Origin of the sequence: Pseudomonas baetica, from assembly GCF_002813455.1 — a bacterium.
GTDB classification, from domain to species: Bacteria; Pseudomonadota; Gammaproteobacteria; order Pseudomonadales; family Pseudomonadaceae; genus Aquipseudomonas; species Aquipseudomonas baetica.
In genome coordinates, this window is the sequence record NZ_PHHE01000001.1 from 885,705 (window position 1) to 903,892 (window position 18,188).

Sequence of the window (18,188 nt, forward strand, 5' to 3'; positions counted from 1 at the left end):
GTCAAATTTTTGTAACTGGTTGTTTGCCGGAAGCTCAGAAACCTTTAAAGTTAACCTTTCGGTCAGCTTTGCACTGTCAACACAGCTCTTCGCTTCGCCAGAAAGAGCTTCTGCAAGACTCGAGATTCCCAGTAGATAACCAGAAGGGCGGACACATAACCGCCCAGAGGATGATCCATGTCCAACCGTGAAATATCCCGGCGTTCGTTCCTCCAGAGCGGACTGGTGGCGGGTGTGAGCGTCACGCTCACGCCGCTCAGCAGTCAGGCGCTGGCTGCCTTGATGGAAAACAGCGTGACCGTGCCGTCCGAGAAGTGGCTCGGCAACAACGGCAAGGCACGCCAGCGTAACGATGCCCTGTCCAAGGTTTGCGGCAGTAAAGTATTTGCCCGCGACATCCGTTCCAAGGACATGCCGGGCTGACCGGAGCAGCAAGGCCACGCCATGCTGCTGAAAACCATCAAGGCCGACCGGATCTACGACGGCTACGACCTGTCGTGGCTCGGCGCCGACTTGCAGCCGGACCGCATTGTTACCGCTGCCGATCTGGACAACGACGGCATCGTCTTCCCGGAGGAGCACGCGCCCGATCCGTTACTGCCGGTTGGCAAAGTGCCGATGTTCATCGGCCACCCGGTGGCGATCCTGATCTGGAACGACTTCGAGCGTTTCCGCCAGGCCAAGAACAAACTCAAATTCAATGACAAAGCGATTCGTTACGGTGCTCAAGTGCCGTTCTACGAAGGCGATCCCTATGGCAGCTTCCGCTACGTGCGTGTGGGTGGCCCGACCTCGGCAGACGAAGATGAATTCGCCAGCCTCAAGGACTCGATCCTCTTCCCGATGCTGAAAAACCGTCGCCCGGTGTGGAACTCCCAGCCGAACCTGCACGGCAACCTGACTGAGCGCGGTCTGTTCTACGCTGAGCGCATGAAGAAAGAGATCGACACACCGCCGGACAACTGGCTGGTGTTCGACGAGCGCTACAAGACCCCGTCGATCGAACCGGCCGCCATGGAGCCGGACAACGGCAACGGTTGGTACGATCCAGCGACCAAGACTTTGCACTTCGTCGTGGCGACCCAGTGCCCACTGGAAGCAGCGACCGAGACGGCGAAAATGATTTCGCCGTCTCGCTTCGGCCTGGCCAACCTGAACATGCACCCCGGTTACACCGTGGGTTACGGTTCCAAAGACCACAACATCTTTGTCTACTACGCAGCTCTAGCCGCGTTGTACGGTGCCGGTGTGCCGGTGCGTCTGGCCAACGACCGCTACGAGCAGTTCCAGAGCGGCATCAAGCGTCACCCGTTCGATATTCGCTACCAGTTGGCCGTGGACAAGAACGACTACAGCTTCAAGATCTTCCGCGCCGAAATGAGCGTCGACGGTGGCGGTCGCATCAACTACAGCCCATCCGTGGCAGCGGTTGGCGCCACGGCCGCGCAATCGATCTACTACATGCCGCAGAACGACCTGCAGGTCACCGCTTACCACTCGCGGGGCGTTGAAGCGGGCTCGATGCGCGGCTACGGCACCCTGCAAAGCATGGCGGCGACCGAAATGATGGTCGACGAAATCGCCAATCGTCTCGGTGTCGATGCAATTGATTTACGCCGCAAAAACGCTCTGCGTTCGGGCATGAAAAACACCCAGGGTGCGATTCCTGCCGGTGCGCTGCGCCTGCACGAGATTCTCGACAAGGCTTCGGTGCATGAAGTCTGGAAAAACCGCGACGCGATCAAGCAACAGCGCGAAGCGGCAGACCCGGACAACTGGTATGGCGTCGGTTTCGCCATTTGCCAGAAAGACTTCGGCACCGGTTCCGAAGCGCCGATGGCCAGCATCGAGTTCACCGCAGAAGGTCGCATCAGCCTGCGCCACATCGGTATTGAAATCGGCACCGGCATGTCCACTTCGCAAGCGCTGGTCGTTGCCGATTTCCTCGGCAACCCGGCGCACGAAGTGAAGACGGGCGAAACCGAATGGAAGGAAATGCAGCTGATCACCAGCGGCAACCCTTACATCATGAGCCAGGCCGAGCAGGACAACCTGCTGCGCAACCCGCGCTGGGTCGGCAAATTGGCCTCGGCCTCGTCAGCGACCAACTCGGCTTATTACTTCAGCCATGCCACCCGCGAAGCGGCGCGTGTGCTGTTCAATCACGGTCTGTGGCCGGCAGCGCTGGAGATCTGGCGTCAGGGTCCGTACGGCGGTCAGGCCAACCCTTACGTGGTGCGTCGCGAAGATGCGCATTGGGTCGACGGCAAGCTCACCGCCAACGGCATGCAGCCGTTGAGCTTCGAAGAGCTGGCCAAGCGCGCTCACGAGCGTGGTCTGGTGACTGGCGCGACTGTTCACGGATTCAACCGTTGGAGCTGGGCCGAGGCCGAATACAGCATCGACGGCGTGAAAGAGCGTCTGCCGCTGGACGGTCTGGCGGTGAAGTATGGCGACGGCGCACCGAAGGCCAAGCAAGCGTTGATGAGCACGGCCGGTTTCCACCTGTTGGACCGCCAGAACATCAACTATCCGGTGACCCAACTGAACAACGCTGCCGTGACTTACTACAGCCCGGTCGCCACGCTGGTCGAGTTGAAGGTCAACAAAGGTTCGCTGGAAGTCGAAGTGCTCAATCACCATTCGTGGGTCGAGTGCGGGCGTGTGCTGGTCGAAGAGCTGGTCAAGGGCCAACTTGAGGGCGGTATCGCCATGGGTATCGGCCACGCATTGATGGAAGAAATGCCGCTGTACGAAGGCGGGCCGGGGGAGGGTGACTGGAACTTCAACCGTTACCGTCTGCCGATGGCGCGTCACGTTGCGGTGTGGAAACAGACGGCGGAAATTCTGCCGCCGCTGTCGCCAAGCGATCCGTCCAAAGGCATCGCCGAAGTGGTGATGATCCCGGTAGTCGGTGCCATCGGTAACGCCGTGGCGCACGCCATCGGTAAGCGTGTTCGCGATCTGCCAATCACTGCTGCGCGCATCAAGGAGGCCCTCAATGGCTAACCGTCCGCTTCAACTGACCCTCAATGGTCAATCCGTCGGCCCGGTGGACATCCCTGATGACCTGCCGATGATCGACTACCTGCACGAATACAAGAATCTCACTGGCTCGCGTATGGGCTGTGGTCAGGGTATCTGCCACGCCTGCGTGGTGATCGTCGACAACCCGGACGGCACCAGCGAAGAAGTGCGCACCTGCATCACCGGCGCGCATTACTTCGAAGGCAAGAAAGTCCGCACCATCGAAAGCCACGCCAAGCGTGACGAAGATGGGCAGGTCACTGAGCTGAATCCGATCCAGCAGCGTTTCGTCGACGAGTTCGCCTTCCAGTGCAGCTACTGTGCACCGGGCTTCGTCAATGCCGCGACAGTGCTGGTAGAAAAGCTGCAACGCCAGCCGATCGTCAAAAGCCAACTGGAACAAGTCATCGAGGACAGCCTCGGCCATCACATCTGTCGTTGCACCGGGTACGTGCGTTACTACAATGCTACCCGCAATGTGCTGACCGATCTCGGCCTGGTCAAGGAGGGTTAAGCATGAAGCTTTTATTGACCCGCCTGACCTTGGCGGTCGGGCTGGCTGCGCCGGTGCTTTTTGCGCATGCCGATGATCAGGTCAAGCGCGGCGAATACCTCGCCCGTGCCGCCGACTGCATGGCGTGCCACACCGCACCGGGTGGCGCGCCGTATGCCGGCGGCCTGCCGATTGTTTCGCCGTTCGGCACGATCTACGGCACCAACATCACCCCGAGTAAAGAGCATGGCATCGGTTTGTATAACGATGACGAGTTCTTCGCTGCGCTCACCAAAGGCAAGCGTCGTGACGGTGCGAATCTGTATCCGGCGATGCCGTACACCTCGTATCACCTGGTGCCGCGTGAAGATTCGGATGCGATTCATGCGTACCTGAAAACCGTCGAGCCGATCGAGCGCGCATCACCGGTCACCAGCCTGAGCTTTCCGTTCAATGTGCGTCTGGGCCTGATGGGCTGGAACATGATGTACGGCACAGACGTGAAGCTTGAGTCTGGCGAAGGCAAAAGCGAAGCCTGGAAGCGCGGCCAATACATGGTTGACGTGCTTGGCCACTGCGGTGAATGCCATACGCCACGTGGTCTGCCGGGCGCGATGCAGATGGACAAGCGCCTCACCGGCGGCATCCTCAATGGTTATCTGGCACCGAGCTTGCTGGCCACTGATCTGGCGGCACGTGGCTGGAATCATCAGGACCTGAGCACGTTCCTCAAACACGGCATGAGTGCGCAAGGCACGATGTTCAACGAGATGTTCCCGGTGTTCCATAACAGCACCCAGGGTCTGAACGATAAAGATCTGGCGGCGATGGCGACATTCCTGCTTGGCGATCAACCGCCAGCGGCAAAAGAGCTGACCGAAGTGCCGCTGGACAAACTCAGCCCGAGTGCCCAGCGCGGCCGTCAGGAATACTTGAACGTCTGCGCCGGTTGTCATGCTGCGGGTGGCGAAGGCAAGCCGCACATTGCGGTGGCCATGCGCGGCAACACCACGTTGCGTCTGGAAGACCCGCGTAACCTGTTGCGGGTAATCGAGGACGGCATCGGCGAGCAGAAATTCTCCGGGTTCGAACACATGCAGCCGATGCCGGGTTTTGCCGACAAGCTCAGTGCTGAGCAACTGACCGATCTGCTGAACTACCTGCGTCAGGGTTGGGGTGGACAGCCTGCTGAACTGGCAGTAAGCGATGTGCAGAAGTTGCAAGCTGACGCACCTGCCATCGAGCACAAGGCGCACTGATATGCAGCATCTTGATCTGCAAGTGGTGCAACGGGCCCTGGAATGGTCGTTGGCGGGGCGGCGCATCTGGCTCTGCACCGTGCTGACCACTTATGGTTCGGCACCGCGTGCGCCGGGTTCGCTGCTGGCAGTGAACGACGGTGGACAGTGGATCGGGTCGCTGTCGGGTGGTTGTGTCGAGGAGGATTTTCTCGAGCGTGTCGCCGAAGGTGCGTTTCTCGATGCAGTCAACGTGGTGCGCTACGGGGAGGGTGAAGATCCGCGTTCGCGGGTCAGCCTGCCTTGTGGCGGCATTCTCGATGTGCTGGTAGAGAAATTTGACGCTGGCTGTGATGTGCAGGCGCATCTGCATGAGCTGGAGTCGGCGCTGCTCGGTCGGCGTCGGCTGATTCGCGAGGTAGATCTGGTCAACGGTGCGCGCAGTCTGTTTGCTGATCGCGAGCAGGGGGCGCGGATCGAACGTGAGATTGATCGTGTACGCATCCGTGTCGGCGCGGCTCAGCGCTTGTTGCTCGCCGGGTATTCCAGCGTCGCGCAGGCGTGTGCCGAGTTCGCGGTGGGTTTGGGGTTTGAGGTGATTCTCTGTGATCCGCGCGATGAGGTGCTGGAAGGTGTGGTGCTCAACGGTGTGGAGATTCGTCGGCAATTGCCCTCGGTGTTCATTGCCGACGGTGGCTGTCATCGCGACACGGCGGTGGTGGCACTGACCCACGATCCGCGCATCGACGATCTGGCGATGATGGAGGCTGTGCGCACCGAAGCGTTCTACATCGGCGTCATGGGTTCGCAGCAGACGTCGCAGAAACGCTTCGAGCGTTTGCGCCGTATTGGCGGGTTGGGGGAGGGCGAGTTGGCGCGGATCCATGCGCCGATCGGGCTTAACCTCGGCAGCAAGACCCCGGCGGAGATTGCCTTGGCGGTGCTTGCCGATATCTTGCGGATTCGTAGCGGGATTACTCGGGATCAGCTCTGACAGTGTTTCGCGCTGAATAAGAAGGCCGCTTTTCAGCGGCCTTTTTTACATCCCGAACTTGTCGCGCAGACCGTAATACCAGGCGCCTAGCGCCGCAAACGGTGTACGCAGCATTTGCCCGCCAGGGAACGGGTAGTGCGGCAGATCAGCGAACGCATCAAAACGCTCCGCCTGACCACGTAATGCCTCAGCCAGCACCTTGCCGGCCAGATGCGTATAAGTCACACCGTGCCCGCTGCAGCCTTGCGAGTAATAGATGTTGTCGCCCAGGCGACCTACCTGCGGCAAGCGCGACAGTGTCAGCAGGAAATTTCCGGTCCACGCGTAGTCGATTTTCACGTCTTTGAGTTGCGGGAATGCCTTGAGCATTTTCGGGCGGATGATTGCTTCGATGTTCGCCGGATCCCGTGCGCCATACACCACGCCACCGCCGAAGATCAGGCGTTTGTCACCTGTCAGTCGGTAGTAGTCGAGCAGGTAGTTGCAGTCTTCGACGCAGTAGTCCTGCGGCAGCAGGGTCTTTGCCAGTTCATCGCCCAGAGGCTCGGTGGTAATCACCTGCGTGCCGCACGGCATGGATTTGGCCGCCAGTTCCGGCACCAGATTGCCGAGGTAGGCGTTGCCGGCAACGATGATGAACTTGGCCCTGACCTTGCCTTGCGGCGTATGCACAACAGGGTTGGCGCCGCGCTCGATACGCACTGCCGGCGATTGTTCATAGATAGTGCCACCCAAGGACTCCACCGCAGCCGCTTCACCGAGCGCCAGGTTCAACGGGTGAATATGCCCGCCGCTCATGTCGAGCATCCCGCCTACATATTGATCGCAGGCCACGACTTCGCGAATGCGGCGTTGATCGAGCAGTTCGAGCTGTGTATGACCGAAGCGCTCCCACAGACGCTTCTGCGATTCCAGGTGCCCCATCTGTTTGGCCGACAGCGCTGCGAACACACCGCCGTCCTTCAGGTCGCACTGGATGTTGTACTTCGCTACGCGTTCGCGAATGATGCGCCCGCCTTCGAAAGCCATCTGCCCAAGCAATTGCGCCTGCCTGGGACCGACGGTGCGTTCGATCACGTCGATGTCGCGGCTGTAGCTGTTGACGATCTGCCCGCCATTGCGGCCCGATGCGCCGAAGCCGACCTTGGCCGCTTCCAGCACGGTCACGCGAAAACCGTTCTCCAACAGAAACAGCGCGCAGGACAGCCCGGTATACCCGGCGCCGATCACACACACGTCCGTCTCCACATCATCCTGTAAGGCCGGACGTGGCGGTACGGCATTCGCCGACGCAGCGTAATAAGACTCTGGGTAAAGGGTGGTCGCCATCCTGCAGCCTCTGTTTAATATATTTTACGAGTGCGCTGATCCTACCCGAGTTGAAAAACCTCCGCCAGCTACCGGAAAAATCTTCCTGGCTGGCCGGAAATTAAATATTTTGCATATTCATAGGGTTAGGTGAAAAAAAGGTGTTGACACCCCTCCGGAATTCCGTAGAATGCCGCCTCACAGCAGGCACGTAGCTCAGTTGGTTAGAGCACCACCTTGACATGGTGGGGGTCGTTGGTTCGAGTCCAATCGCGCCTACCAAACAAAATCCGCTCTGCTGGGCGGTCTAGAAGGGCCCACCGAAAGGTGGGCCCTTTTTTGTTGTCTGCGATTTGCGAAATTCCTGGCCTTGCTCCTTTCTGGTATCTGGGTTTTGTTTTTCAGGTGGGTATTCTGCTTCGATCTGAATCGCTCGATATTTCAATGCGCCTGGTCTATCGTTCATGAAAATACTGTGGATATTTAATGGCTTACGGATGTTACGAACTAACCGGTTATCAAAAAAACGTTGTTACCGAACGTGGATTTCAGTAACATCCGCCCTGCGTTCACCACCACGGTTTATGCATTTTTAAATCCCAAGCTTCCATCAGCTGCTTGGGATTTTTTTTGCCTGCGATTTGGCTTCCGCGGTGCTTCCTCTTTGTCCGGCGACTCTGCGCGGGCAAATCCGAACATTTTCAACTACTACTGACTGGCCGATTTCCAACGCTTTCAAAAGGAGTGTGTCGATGCTGGTTCACTGGTTTCTGGCGGCTATTCATCTATTGGCTTTTGCCTTGGGCTTTTGGGCAGTGCTGACGCGCGGAGCGGCGTTCAGTCGCTTGGCCGCCGGCATGGGGGAGGCCCGACGGGTTTTGCTCGCCGATAATCTATGGGGTATTTCTGCGTTGATTCTGCTTGTGACGGGTGGGATGCGGGCGTTTGGTGGATATGAAAAGGGCACTGACTACTATCTTCATCAGCCGCTGTTCCATCTGAAGATGACGCTGTTTGTGCTCATCCTGCTGATAGAGCTCGCGCCGATGATCACATTGGTCAAATGGCGAATCGCATCAGCGCGCGGTGCGGCACTCGAAACGGGGCGTGCAAAGTTGTACTCGCGAATCAGTCATATCGAGGCGCTGTTGCTCGTGTTGATGGTAATAGCGGCCACAGGTATGGCGCGAGGCGTGACATTCTCTTAGGAGGGCGAATTCCCAGTGATCTGTCGGAAACGTCCGACAGCCAGTCTTAAAAATGGCAGGTAGTATCGGGCGGCAACAGGGGATAGGAGTATAGAAGTGAGAGTGATCGGAAGCGGCGTTGCGTGTCAGGCGCCGTGCCCAACGGAGTGGGGAGCGGATGGCAATACGGCGCGTGAATCTCTAGCCAGTCATTACACGAGGCAAACGAACTGGCTACTGACTGCGAGGCGACTCAGGGAGTTTGTGGCTTGTCCGGGGCGGTCAGCCCGGCCTGAATGCGTTGATAAATCTCTTCACGGTGCACCGCAACGTTTTTCGGAGCGTTGATACCGATTCGTACTTGCTGGCCGCTAACGCCCAGAATGGTGATGGTGATGTCATCACCAATGTTTATGCTTTCACCGACTTTGCGGGTGAGTATCAGCATGGTCTTCTCCTTGATTGCTTTGTAGGGCACCTGATTCAGACAGTGCAGAGGTCGGTGGTACGTATAGATTAGTGCGACTTCTCATGGTTTGGGTGCCTCTTTCTGACGCGCAGATGTGGCATTAATTCCCAGGGCGTAACTATACAGAGGCTGCAATCATCAATCTCGTTGTTTTGTGCCCATTTTGCGGGGCTCGCGAAGTATTTATGAATGATAAGATCGCCGCTTTGAGATTTTCGAGGAAAGCGTTGTGCGCAAATTGGTCTGGATAGTCGCGGCACTGGCATTGGCAGGATGTGGGGAGGGCAAGAGTGTTGATACTCCAAAGCCGAAAACGACAGTCGCCGCCGCTCCTGCGGTAACCTCTGCGCCGCAGTGGGATCTCGAGGTGCGCGGTGAAACGCCTCAGGCAGTCAGCGACTTGAGTGGCTGGCTGATCGAACATGCTTTCGTGCCGACGGTCATCAAGGACGCTAGCGGCAAAACGCGGATTCTGATTGGCCCGTTCAACTCCCAGGCCGAGGCGCAAGCTCGCAAGGTGCAAGTCGATGCGGCATTGGTGAAGGCCAAAAAGCAGAATGTCGAATCGGTGTTGGTTGAGCATCCGCTCACGCCGTAAGCGATTCATTCGGCGGAGCTGCCTAAAGGTCATCCAACGCGATTCGTTCCTTTTGAAGTCGCTGATGATTTCCAGAAGGAGCTCCCCATGGCCTCCGCCAACCCCTACAAATTGTTCGATGTCACCTTGCATCGTAAAACGCAGTTGAGCCCGCATATGATGCGGATCACGCTCTGCGGCCCGTCAGTCAACGAAATGGCCACTTGGGCGCCGGATCAACGGGTGAAGCTGTTTTTTCCGGCCGCCGATGGTTCGCAATCACGACTTTCCCAAGGAGACGGTTGGTACGCTCGCTTCCGGGCGATGCTGGCGGATCGACGTCCCGCCATGCGCACCTACACGATTCGCCATTTGCGCGCCTCACTGGGGGAGGTGGATATCGATTTCGTCCTGCATGGTGAGACCGGCCCGGCTTCGCGTTGGGCACTGCGAGCGCAACCGGGTGAGTCGATGCAGATCCTCGCGCCTGACCGTCATTTCTCCGCCCGCGATGCTGGTGGATTCGAATGGAAGCCGCCGAAAGTGCTCAAGCAGGTTCTACTCGTCGCTGACGCGACTGCGCTGCCGGCTGCCATGGGTATTCTTGATGAGTTGGCGGGGCTCGCTGAGCCACCCCAGGTCCAGGCGTTCTTCGAAGTGGATAGCGCTCTGGATAGGCTTGCCATTCCTGACTGGCCAGGGCTGTCAGCGCGGTGGTTGATCCGGGATCAAGCGCCTGAAGCGGTCGCCGGAGCTTTGATGGTAAAAGCGGTGTGCGATGCAAAGCTGCCTGTTTGTATCTCTTCGCCGGGGCGTGCGGTCGAGTTGGTCAATGTCGACATAGACAAGGACATTCTCTGGGAAACTGCCGAGGCGGCCCCCGAAGGATTTTACGGTTGGGTCGGCGGAGAGTCTGCGGCGGTGATGAGCCTGCGCAGATACTTGATCAAGGAATGCGGTATCCCTCGCGAATCACTCAATCTGATGGGCTATTGGCGTTACAACAAATCCGGCGGTTAGCCAAAAAGAAAGGCCTCGAACTTGGCGTTCGAGGCCTTTCTTTTTTGTGCTGCGATCAGCCGCAGGCTTTCATGTTCACAGGGCCGACAAATTCATTGCCGCGCCCCATCACGCACGCCACGCTCTGATTGCGCTGGCGTTCCCAGTCTTGCACTGGGTAGGTCTTGTCCCACGCCTCGTAAAGTTGGCGATCCTGTTTCGACAGTCGCAAGCCGTACTGTTTGCTCATGTAGAAATAGGTGCGGGCGATCATGCCGCGAATCGAAGGGCGGGGCATGACCTTCTTGGCCTTGAAGTCGACCTGGGTCAGGCATGAGCCGTACTGGCCGGATTGCACGGGCAGCCAGCCGTAACTGAAATTGCTGCGATCACCGTTGACCTCGCCAATACTCGGCACCAGGTTATGCAGGTCAGCTTCGGCTTTCTGATAGGTTGGGTCGTAACGAGTGCAATTCTTGCGTCCACCTTCCTGCCAGCATTGGCGCTGATGGCCGAACTGCCAGGCCGGCACGATGTGCTCCCACTCGATGCGCGATGCGCGTTTGGCATTTTTGCGGGGGACATAGCCGCAGGCTTTCAAATCAACCCTGTTGCCGGTGTATTTACACCCGCAATAAAACTCGGTGGATTGCGGCGCATACAGTTTCCAGGCGACCTTCTTGGCTTCGGTAAAGGTGCGAGGCGCGCCAGCTTGGGCGCCCATGGCGATGAACAGCAACAGCAAAGCAAAACAGCGGGAAATCATTGAATCAATCTTCCTTCGGCACAACCCAAAAAATCTGCACGCCGCCATCGTCTCGATAGGCGAGGGTGACGTTGTCGTTCTCGTCGATTTCCTCGAGCAGGCGCTCCCAGTCATCCATCGGCTCTTCCGGGAGGCGGAAGATCAGTGCAGCTTTGGCTTTTTGTGCGGTGGGGGAATTGATGATTTTCTGAACGCGCATACCCATGCGTTCATAAGCGTCAGGAGCATCAGGGGAGGTGGCCACGAGGTTATCCTTATTAAGCTGTACGTGCATACAGTATTTAACTGTAAGCATTTTCGCAACTGCTTAAAATTCAAGAAAATCCTCTGACAGCGTTTTTCTTGTTTTGGTGTGAGCCTTGTCGATTTTTTGTAGGAAAAATGCAGACGTTTTGTAGGCGTCGCACCACCCACCAATGTCGGCAGGTGGTGGAAGGATGCCCGACCAAGAATGGGTCGGGCGAAGTTCAATCAGTATTCCCAGAACATCCGTTGCAGCTCTTTGCTGTCGTTGGTTTTGGTCAGTGCGACCATTGCCAGGATGCGCGCTTTCTGCGGATTCAGGTCGTGAGCAACGACCCAGTCATACTTGTCGTCAGGCTGTTCGGCGTTACGAAGAACGAAACCGCCAGCGTTAACGTGGGACGAGCGGATGATTTGCACGCCATCCTTGCGCAATGCTTGCAGGGATGGAGCCACGCGGGAGGACACCGAGCCGTTGCCGGTACCGGCGTGAATGATGGCTTTGGCGCCGGACTGGGCGAGTGCCTTGTAGGCGGTGTCGCTCACGTTGCCGTAGGAATAGGCGATTTCGACATCAGGAAGGCTCTTGATATTTTTGATGTCGAATTCCGAATCCATGGTGTGGCGCTTGGCTGGCAGGCGGAACCAGTAGGATTTGCCTTCAACCACCATGCCCAGTGGGCCCCATGCGCTTTTGAATGCTTCGGTCTTGATGTTGATCATTTTGCTGACGTCGCGACCGGACTGGATTTCATCGTTCATGGTCACCAGTACGCCTTTGCCGCGTGCCTCTTTGCTGCTGGCCACGGCCACGGCGTTGTACAGGTTGAGCATGCCGTCCGCCGACATGGCGGTGCCCGGACGCATCGAGCCTACAACAATGATCGGCTTGTCGGTTTTCTCTACCAGGTTCAGGAAGTAAGCGGTCTCTTCCAGGGTGTCAGTGCCGTGTGTAATGACGATACCGTCGACGTCTTTGCTGTCAGCCAGTTCGGCGACACGACGGCCCAACTGCAGCAGGTTGTCGTTGGTGATGCTTTCCGAAGCGATCTGCATGACTTGTTCGCCACGCACATTCGCCAGTTTGTTCAGTTCGGGGATACCGGCAACCAGTTGTTCAACGCCAACCTTGGCGGCTTGATAAGTGGCGCTGTTGGCTGCGCTGGCACCGGCGCCGGCAATGGTGCCGCCAGTGGCGAGTACTACGACGTTGGCAAGTTTGGTCTGTGTTTCGGCTTCTTTTGCCTGTAGGGCAGTAGGCAGGAGCAGGAGGAGGGCCAAGGTGCCCGGAACGAAGGTTTTGAAAGCAGATGTCATTATTTTTCTCTCTAGTAGTGAGACGGTGCTGATGCAGGTTCATCTAGATGCGCCCCGAGCCGATCTGGATGCCCGGAGTGCGATGAAAGGAGCAGGATTTGTACCAGACGTACTTTGCGCCAGGGAAGTGTTTAACCTGATGATTTATATCAAGATTTCGTAAGTGTTAAGTTCGCAGGGTAAATCCTTCATCCGGGTTTCCGAACAATGGTTCCTTTCGCGTTCGGCTCCCCGAAAAGGGCTACTGCTTCTGTCGAGCAAACTGGATTGCAGTTTCAGATTCTTTGCTAAAGAAACCATCGCGCAGGCCGATGGGTGTTCAAGGAATCTGAAATTTTGGGAGTTCACATGTCACTGACGATCGGTCTTTCAAACCCCGGTGCCGTCACCATCGGCGGCAAAACCGCAGCGACGATCAATGCATTGAATCAAGCGGAAGCGGACGCTTCTGCCGAGGCGCTGGGCATCGAGAAAGAAGAGAGCAATCAGGTCAGAACCGGTGGTCCCGCACAGGAAGCAAGCAAGGCTGCCGAGAGCAGCGGCGATAATCTGAGCATTACCGTCAAGATGCTGCTCAAACGGATGCAAGAATTACAGAAGCAGCTTCAGGAGCAGCAACAGCAACTGGCGGCAGCACAAGCGGCGAGCTATCCAACGCCCGAAGCCAAGTCGCAGGCGGTCATGTCCATTCAGGGGCAGATCGCGCAAACCAGCGGCGCGTTGATGGAAGTCGCAGGTGCACTGCTCAAGGAAATGTCCAAGGACTCCACGAGCGGTAACCTGGTCAGCACAACGGTGTAAGCATTGATAGGGCGAGTCGGTGGATTCGACCTACAATAAATGACGATTTCTGATTGTTGACAAATGTCGGCGGGATTCGCATAGTTCGGTCTACGCAAACGTTTGCGCGGCTTTCCCGGTGCACTATGCTCTCGGTGCAAGCAACGGAGCTTAAGCCAGCGCAAGCGTTGCTCACAATAATCATAAGATCGGAGTGAACCCATGAAGCTGCCATTTGCTGGACGTCTTCTTGCTGTCGCTATGCTGGCTGCCACAGCCGCTGCACTACCTGTCTCTTCGGCGTTCGCCGAATCCCCTGAAAAACCTAAAGTCGCACTGGTCATGAAATCTCTGGCCAACGAGTTCTTCTTGACCATGGAAGATGGCGCCAAGGCCTACCAGAAAGAACACTCCGCCGATTTCGACCTGATCTCCAACGGCATCAAGGACGAAACCGACACGGCGGGCCAGACCCGCATCGTCGAGCAAATGATTCTGGCCAAAGTTAATGCCCTGGTCATCGCACCTTCTGACTCCAAGGCCATGGTGCCGGTGATCAAGAAAGCCGTCGACGCCGGCATCACCGTGATCAACATCGACAACCAGCTCGATCCGCAAATCGTCAAAAGCAAAAACATCAGCGTGCCATTCGTAGGCCCGGACAACCGCAAAGGTGCACGTCTGGTCGGTGAGTACCTGGCCAAGCAGCTCAAGGCCGGTGACGAAGTCGGCATCATTGAAGGCGTCTCCACGACGACCAATGCCCAGCAGCGTACCGCTGGTTTCAAGGATGCGATGGAGGCGGCGCAGATCAAGATCGTGTCCCTGCAGTCCGGTGACTGGGAAATCGACAAAGGCAACAAGGTTGCCGCATCGATTCTCAGTGAATACCCGGATGTGAAAGCGCTGCTGGCGGGTAACGACAGCATGGCTGTCGGCGCCGTTTCCGCCGTGCGTGCCGCCGGCAAGGCGGGTCAGGTGCAGGTTGTCGGCTACGACAACATCAATGCCATCAAGCCAATGTTGAAGGATGGTCGTGTCCTGGCGACTGCCGATCAATATGCCGCCAAACAAGCTGTGTTCGGCATCGAGACCGCGCTGAAAATCATCAAGGGCGAGAAGGTCGACAGCGGTGCCAATGGCGTGATTGAAACGCCGGTCGAGCTGGTCACCAAGTAAGTCTTCTGGCGACACAATGGCGCTCGTCCGTCCGGGCGAGCGCATGGAGAGTTTTTATGTCAGTTTCCGCCCCGAACGCTGTCCTCTCGGTCCGCGGTATCGGTAAGACCTATGCGCAACCGGTGCTTGCCGGCATCGATTTGACGCTGATGCGCGGTGAAGTGCTGGCGCTGACCGGCGAGAATGGCGCCGGGAAAAGCACCCTGTCGAAGATCATTGGCGGCTTGGTCACTCCGACCACCGGCCAGATGCAATATCAGGGCAAGGACTATTGCCCAGGCAGTCGCACCCAGGCTGAAGATCTCGGCGTGCGCATGGTCATGCAAGAACTCAATCTGTTACCGACGCTGTCGGTTGCGGAAAACCTGTTTCTCGACAATCTGCCGAGCAATGGTGGCTGGATCAGCCGCAAGCAATTGCGTAAAGCCGCCATCGAAGCCATGGCGCAGGTCGGGCTCGACGCGATCGATCCGGACACGCTGGTCGGGGAGTTGGGCATCGGGCATCAGCAGATGGTCGAAATCGCCCGTAATCTTATCGGCGATTGTCATGTACTGATTCTCGACGAGCCGACCGCGATGCTCACCGCGCGTGAAGTTGAAATGCTCTTCGAGCAGATCACCCGTTTGCAGGCGCGGGGCGTTTCGATCATCTACATTTCCCACCGTCTGGAAGAGCTGGCGCGAGTAGCGCAACGCATTGCCGTACTGCGTGACGGCAATCTGGTCTGCGTCGAGCCGATGGCCAACTACAACAGCGAGCAACTGGTGACGCTGATGGTCGGCCGTGAACTGGGCGAGCATATCGACATGGGGCCGCGCAAGATTGGCGCGCCAGCGTTGACGATCAAAGGTCTGACTCGCTCCGACAAAGTGCGCGATGTCTCGTTCGAAGTGCGGGCCGGGGAGATCTACGGGATTTCCGGGCTGATCGGAGCAGGGCGCACAGAACTGCTGCGTTTGATTTTCGGTGCCGATGTCGCCGACAGCGGCACGATTGCGCTGGGCTCGCCAGCGCGAGTGGTGAACGTGCGTTCGCCGGTGGATGCGGTGCGCAATGGCATCGCGTTGATTACCGAGGACCGCAAGGGCGAAGGCTTGCTGCTCAGCCAGTCGATCAGCGCCAATATCGCCCTGGGTAACATGTCGGAAATTTCCAGTGCTGGTTTCGTCAACAATGGCGACGAAATCTCTTTGGCGCAGCGTCAGATCGATGCCATGCGAATCCGCAGTTCCAGCCCTACGCAGTTGGTGTCCGAGTTGTCCGGCGGCAACCAGCAGAAAGTCGTGATCGGCCGTTGGCTTGAGCGAGATTGCTCGGTGCTGTTGTTCGATGAGCCGACCCGGGGCATCGATGTCGGCGCCAAGTTCGACATTTATGCCTTGCTTGGTGAACTGACTCGACAGGGCAAAGCGCTGGTGGTGGTGTCCAGTGACCTGCGTGAATTGATGCTGATCTGCGACCGGATCGGTGTGCTGTCGGCCGGACGTCTGATCGACACCTTCGAGCGTGACAGCTGGACCCAGGATGATTTGCTCGCCGCCGCGTTCGCCGGCTACCAAAAACGTGATGCGTTGCTCAACGAAGCGGCGCCTAGGGATCTCCCATGAAAACTGCATCTCCTGCCAGTAAACGTAGTGGCAATTTCTACGGACTGGGCACCTATCTCGGCCTGGCCGGTGCCTTGCTGGCGATGATCGCGCTGTTCTCGGTCTTGAGCAGCCACTTTCTGTCCTATAACACCTTCAGTACGCTGGCCAACCAGATCCCCGACCTGATGGTTCTGGCTGTGGGCATGACCTTCGTGCTGATCATCGGTGGCATCGACCTTTCGGTGGGCTCAGTGCTGGCGCTGGCGGCATCGACGGTCAGCGTCGCCATGCTCGGCTGGGGCTGGAGCGTCTTGCCCTCGGCGCTGCTCGGCATGGCAGTTGCGGCTCTGGCCGGGACCATCACTGGCTCGATCACCGTAGCGTGGCGGATACCTTCGTTTATCGTTTCCCTTGGCGTGCTGGAAATGGCCCGCGGTCTGGCTTACCAGATGACGGGTTCGCGCACGGCCTACATCGGCGATTCGTTTGCCTGGCTGTCGAACCCGATCGCGTTCGGTATCTCGCCATCGTTCATCATTGCCTTGCTGGTGATCTTTGTCGCGCAGGCGGTTTTGACGCGCACGGTGTTCGGCCGTTACCTGATCGGCATCGGCACCAACGAAGAGGCTGTGCGCCTGGCGGGGATCAATCCGAAGCCCTACAAGATTCTGGTCTTCAGCCTGATGGGCCTGCTGGCCGGTATCGCCGCGCTGTTTCAGATTTCCCGTCTGGAAGCGGCTGACCCGAATGCCGGTTCCGGTCTGGAACTGCAAGTGATCGCCGCGGTAGTGATCGGCGGCACCAGCCTGATGGGCGGCCGGGGTTCGGTAATCAGCACATTCTTCGGTGTGTTGATTATTTCCGTACTGGCGGCCGGTCTGGCGCAGATCGGTGCAACCGAGCCGACCAAGCGCATCATCACCGGCGCAGTGATTGTCATTGCGGTAGTGCTCGATACCTATCGCAGCCAACGCGCCAGTCGGCGGGGCTGAGACATGGCGACGATCAAGGATGTGGCGGCTCTCGCGGGGATTTCCTATACGACCGTGTCGCACGTGGTGAACAACTCCCGGCCGGTCAGTCAGGAAGTGCGGCTGAAAGTCGAGGCAGCCATCAAGAGCCTCGATTATGTACCCAGTGCGGTGGCGCGTTCGCTGAAAGCCAAGACCACTGCAACTATTGGTTTATTGGTGCCCAACAGTCTCAACCCGTACTTCGCTGAACTGGCGCGGGGCATCGAGGATTACTGCGAGCGTAACGGCTACTGCGTGATCCTCTGTAACTCCGATGACAACCCGGAAAAACAACGAAGCTATTTGCGTGTTCTGCTGGAAAAACGCATCGACGGCTTGATCGTCGCCTCTGCCGGCGGTGACAGTGGCTTGGCGCAGGGGTTGGCCGGGGTGAAAACGCCTATGGTGATTGTCGACCGTGGACTGGACGGCGTTGATGCCGATCTGGTGCGCATCGATCATGAATACGGCGCGTACCTCGCCACCCGTCATCTGCTGGAGCTGGGTCACCGCGACATCGCGACCATCGGTGGCCCGGCGAGCACAAGCGTGGCGCAAATGCGTCAGGCCGGATATTGCCGGGCGCTGAAAGAGGCCGGCATCGAGGTGCGCCAGGAGCGCATGCTGGAAAGTGACTTCACCAGTACCGGCGGTTACAACGCTGCGGCCGTTTTGCTTGAAAAGAATCCGCCGAGCGCGATCTTCGCGGGTAATGACATGATTGGTATCGGTGTGCTGCGCGCGGCGGCAGAGCGTAATGTGCGAGTGCCCACCGAGCTGTCAGTCATCGGCTTCGACGATATCCAGATGAGCCGTTACGTCTACCCGGCACTGACCACCGTCGGCCAGTCGATCCTGCAACTGGGCGAGATGGCGGCCGAAGTATTGCTGCGAAGGATTGCTACCCCGAGCCTGGGCACCGATCAACGGATCGTGACCCCGAGTATTGTCTTGCGCGAGTCGACCGCGCCGCTGTCCGGCGTGTTCACCGAATACCGCTGAAACC

Annotated in this window: 16 protein-coding genes, 1 tRNA gene and 1 pseudogene; 13 read left to right on the forward strand and 5 right to left on the reverse strand. The window is 58.0% G+C overall.

Features of this window, described 5'->3' with window-relative positions; genetic code table 11:
• The first annotated feature begins 177 nt into the window (after nt 1-177).
• From ATI02_RS03950 to ATI02_RS03965, 4 genes and pseudogenes are all read left to right on the forward strand, one after another.
• Nucleotides 178-3,009, forward strand: a pseudogene (locus ATI02_RS03950) (xanthine dehydrogenase family protein molybdopterin-binding subunit).
• Complete coding sequence (locus ATI02_RS03955; protein WP_100845485.1) at nt 3,002-3,541, forward strand: (2Fe-2S)-binding protein; 540 nt, start codon at nt 3,002-3,004, stop codon at nt 3,539-3,541. The pseudogene ATI02_RS03950 and the gene ATI02_RS03955 overlap by 8 nt, the downstream one beginning before the upstream one ends.
• Before the next feature lie 2 nt (nt 3,542-3,543).
• Entirely contained in the window at nt 3,544-4,779 is a 1,236-nt protein-coding gene (locus tag ATI02_RS03960; protein ID WP_100845486.1) for a c-type cytochrome, read from the forward strand.
• Nucleotide 4,780: 1 nt separating this feature from the next.
• Nucleotides 4,781-5,752, forward strand: a complete 972-nt coding sequence (locus ATI02_RS03965; RefSeq protein ID WP_095188368.1) for an XdhC family protein — start codon at nt 4,781-4,783, stop codon at nt 5,750-5,752.
• 45 nt (nt 5,753-5,797) lie between these two features.
• Here ATI02_RS03965 and ATI02_RS03970 read toward each other — a convergent pair whose 3' ends face one another.
• Nucleotides 5,798-7,081 (reverse strand): NAD(P)/FAD-dependent oxidoreductase, encoded by a 1,284-nt coding sequence (locus ATI02_RS03970; RefSeq protein ID WP_100845487.1) that lies wholly within the window; start codon nt 7,079-7,081, stop codon nt 5,798-5,800.
• Nucleotides 7,082-7,265: 184 nt separating this feature from the next.
• Here ATI02_RS03970 and ATI02_RS03975 point away from each other — a divergent pair.
• Both ATI02_RS03975 and ATI02_RS03980 read left to right on the forward strand, forming a co-directional pair.
• A tRNA-Val gene (locus tag ATI02_RS03975) sits at nt 7,266-7,342 on the forward strand.
• A 470-nt stretch (nt 7,343-7,812) separates the two neighbouring features.
• Complete coding sequence (locus ATI02_RS03980; protein WP_100845488.1) at nt 7,813-8,268, forward strand: DUF2214 family protein; 456 nt, start codon at nt 7,813-7,815, stop codon at nt 8,266-8,268.
• A gap of 232 nt (nt 8,269-8,500) precedes the next feature.
• On the opposite strand, the gene csrA is transcribed toward ATI02_RS03980, so the two are convergent.
• A complete protein-coding gene (csrA, locus tag ATI02_RS03985; protein WP_003179932.1) occupies nt 8,501-8,695 on the reverse strand; it encodes a carbon storage regulator CsrA in 195 nt (64 codons plus the stop codon).
• 250 nt (nt 8,696-8,945) lie between these two features.
• On the opposite strand from csrA, the gene ATI02_RS03990 reads away from it, so the two are divergent.
• Together ATI02_RS03990 and ATI02_RS03995 are read left to right on the forward strand one after the other, a co-directional pair.
• On the forward strand, nt 8,946-9,314 hold the full coding sequence (locus tag ATI02_RS03990) for an SPOR domain-containing protein (protein WP_100845489.1): 369 nt from the start codon (nt 8,946-8,948) through the stop codon (nt 9,312-9,314).
• 87 nt (nt 9,315-9,401) lie between these two features.
• A complete protein-coding gene (locus tag ATI02_RS03995; RefSeq protein ID WP_100845490.1) occupies nt 9,402-10,313 on the forward strand; it encodes a siderophore-interacting protein in 912 nt (303 codons plus the stop codon).
• A 55-nt stretch (nt 10,314-10,368) separates the two neighbouring features.
• Here the strand turns inward: ATI02_RS03995 and ATI02_RS04000 are convergent, their stop codons facing one another.
• From ATI02_RS04000 to ATI02_RS04010, 3 genes are all read right to left on the reverse strand, one after another.
• Nucleotides 10,369-11,058, reverse strand: a complete 690-nt coding sequence (locus ATI02_RS04000; protein ID WP_095188373.1) for an endonuclease — start codon at nt 11,056-11,058, stop codon at nt 10,369-10,371.
• Between the two features lie 4 nt (nt 11,059-11,062).
• Nucleotides 11,063-11,332 carry a DUF1654 domain-containing protein gene (locus ATI02_RS04005; protein WP_371857618.1) on the reverse strand — a complete coding sequence of 90 codons (270 nt, stop codon included), beginning with the start codon at nt 11,330-11,332 and terminating at the stop codon, nt 11,063-11,065.
• Between the two features lie 197 nt (nt 11,333-11,529).
• Entirely contained in the window at nt 11,530-12,618 is a 1,089-nt protein-coding gene (locus ATI02_RS04010) for an asparaginase (protein WP_100845491.1), read from the reverse strand.
• 348 nt (nt 12,619-12,966) lie between these two features.
• On the opposite strand from ATI02_RS04010, the gene ATI02_RS04015 reads away from it, so the two are divergent.
• The 5 genes from ATI02_RS04015 (at nt 12,967) to ATI02_RS04035 (ending at nt 18,184) form a co-directional block, all read left to right on the forward strand.
• A complete protein-coding gene (locus ATI02_RS04015; protein WP_095188377.1) occupies nt 12,967-13,419 on the forward strand; it encodes a hypothetical protein in 453 nt (150 codons plus the stop codon).
• Nucleotides 13,420-13,620: 201 nt separating this feature from the next.
• The gene (locus ATI02_RS04020; RefSeq protein WP_100845492.1) at nt 13,621-14,577 is read left to right on the forward strand and encodes a sugar ABC transporter substrate-binding protein; all 957 of its coding nucleotides are present in this window, start codon (nt 13,621-13,623) and stop codon (nt 14,575-14,577) included.
• 56 nt (nt 14,578-14,633) lie between these two features.
• Complete coding sequence (locus ATI02_RS04025) at nt 14,634-16,187, forward strand: sugar ABC transporter ATP-binding protein (protein ID WP_100845493.1); 1,554 nt, start codon at nt 14,634-14,636, stop codon at nt 16,185-16,187.
• A complete protein-coding gene (locus ATI02_RS04030) occupies nt 16,184-17,161 on the forward strand; it encodes an ABC transporter permease (RefSeq protein ID WP_095188380.1) in 978 nt (325 codons plus the stop codon). Before ATI02_RS04025 ends, ATI02_RS04030 begins: the two co-directional genes overlap by 4 nt.
• A gap of 3 nt (nt 17,162-17,164) precedes the next feature.
• Nucleotides 17,165-18,184 (forward strand): LacI family DNA-binding transcriptional regulator, encoded by a 1,020-nt coding sequence (locus ATI02_RS04035; RefSeq protein WP_095188381.1) that lies wholly within the window; start codon nt 17,165-17,167, stop codon nt 18,182-18,184.
• The last annotated feature ends 4 nt before the right edge of the window (nt 18,185-18,188 follow it).

Coding starts and splice junctions, on each gene's coding strand:
- ATI02_RS03955 (WP_100845485.1), top strand. CDS start 3,002: ATGGCTAACCGTCCGCTTCAACTGACCCTCAATGGTCAATCCGTCGGC.
- ATI02_RS03960 (WP_100845486.1), top strand. CDS start 3,544: ATGAAGCTTTTATTGACCCGCCTGACCTTGGCGGTCGGGCTGGCTGCG.
- ATI02_RS03965 (WP_095188368.1), top strand. CDS start 4,781: ATGCAGCATCTTGATCTGCAAGTGGTGCAACGGGCCCTGGAATGGTCG.
- ATI02_RS03970 (WP_100845487.1), bottom strand. CDS start 7,081: ATGGCGACCACCCTTTACCCAGAGTCTTATTACGCTGCGTCGGCGAAT.
- ATI02_RS03980 (WP_100845488.1), top strand. CDS start 7,813: ATGCTGGTTCACTGGTTTCTGGCGGCTATTCATCTATTGGCTTTTGCC.
- csrA (WP_003179932.1), bottom strand. CDS start 8,695: ATGCTGATACTCACCCGCAAAGTCGGTGAAAGCATAAACATTGGTGAT.
- ATI02_RS03995 (WP_100845490.1), top strand. CDS start 9,402: ATGGCCTCCGCCAACCCCTACAAATTGTTCGATGTCACCTTGCATCGT.
- ATI02_RS04000 (WP_095188373.1), bottom strand. CDS start 11,058: ATGATTTCCCGCTGTTTTGCTTTGCTGTTGCTGTTCATCGCCATGGGC.
- ATI02_RS04005 (WP_371857618.1), bottom strand. CDS start 11,332: ATGCACGTACAGCTTAATAAGGATAACCTCGTGGCCACCTCCCCTGAT.
- ATI02_RS04010 (WP_100845491.1), bottom strand. CDS start 12,618: ATGACATCTGCTTTCAAAACCTTCGTTCCGGGCACCTTGGCCCTCCTC.
- ATI02_RS04015 (WP_095188377.1), top strand. CDS start 12,967: ATGTCACTGACGATCGGTCTTTCAAACCCCGGTGCCGTCACCATCGGC.
- ATI02_RS04020 (WP_100845492.1), top strand. CDS start 13,621: ATGAAGCTGCCATTTGCTGGACGTCTTCTTGCTGTCGCTATGCTGGCT.
- ATI02_RS04025 (WP_100845493.1), top strand. CDS start 14,634: ATGTCAGTTTCCGCCCCGAACGCTGTCCTCTCGGTCCGCGGTATCGGT.
- ATI02_RS04030 (WP_095188380.1), top strand. CDS start 16,184: ATGAAAACTGCATCTCCTGCCAGTAAACGTAGTGGCAATTTCTACGGA.
- ATI02_RS04035 (WP_095188381.1), top strand. CDS start 17,165: ATGGCGACGATCAAGGATGTGGCGGCTCTCGCGGGGATTTCCTATACG.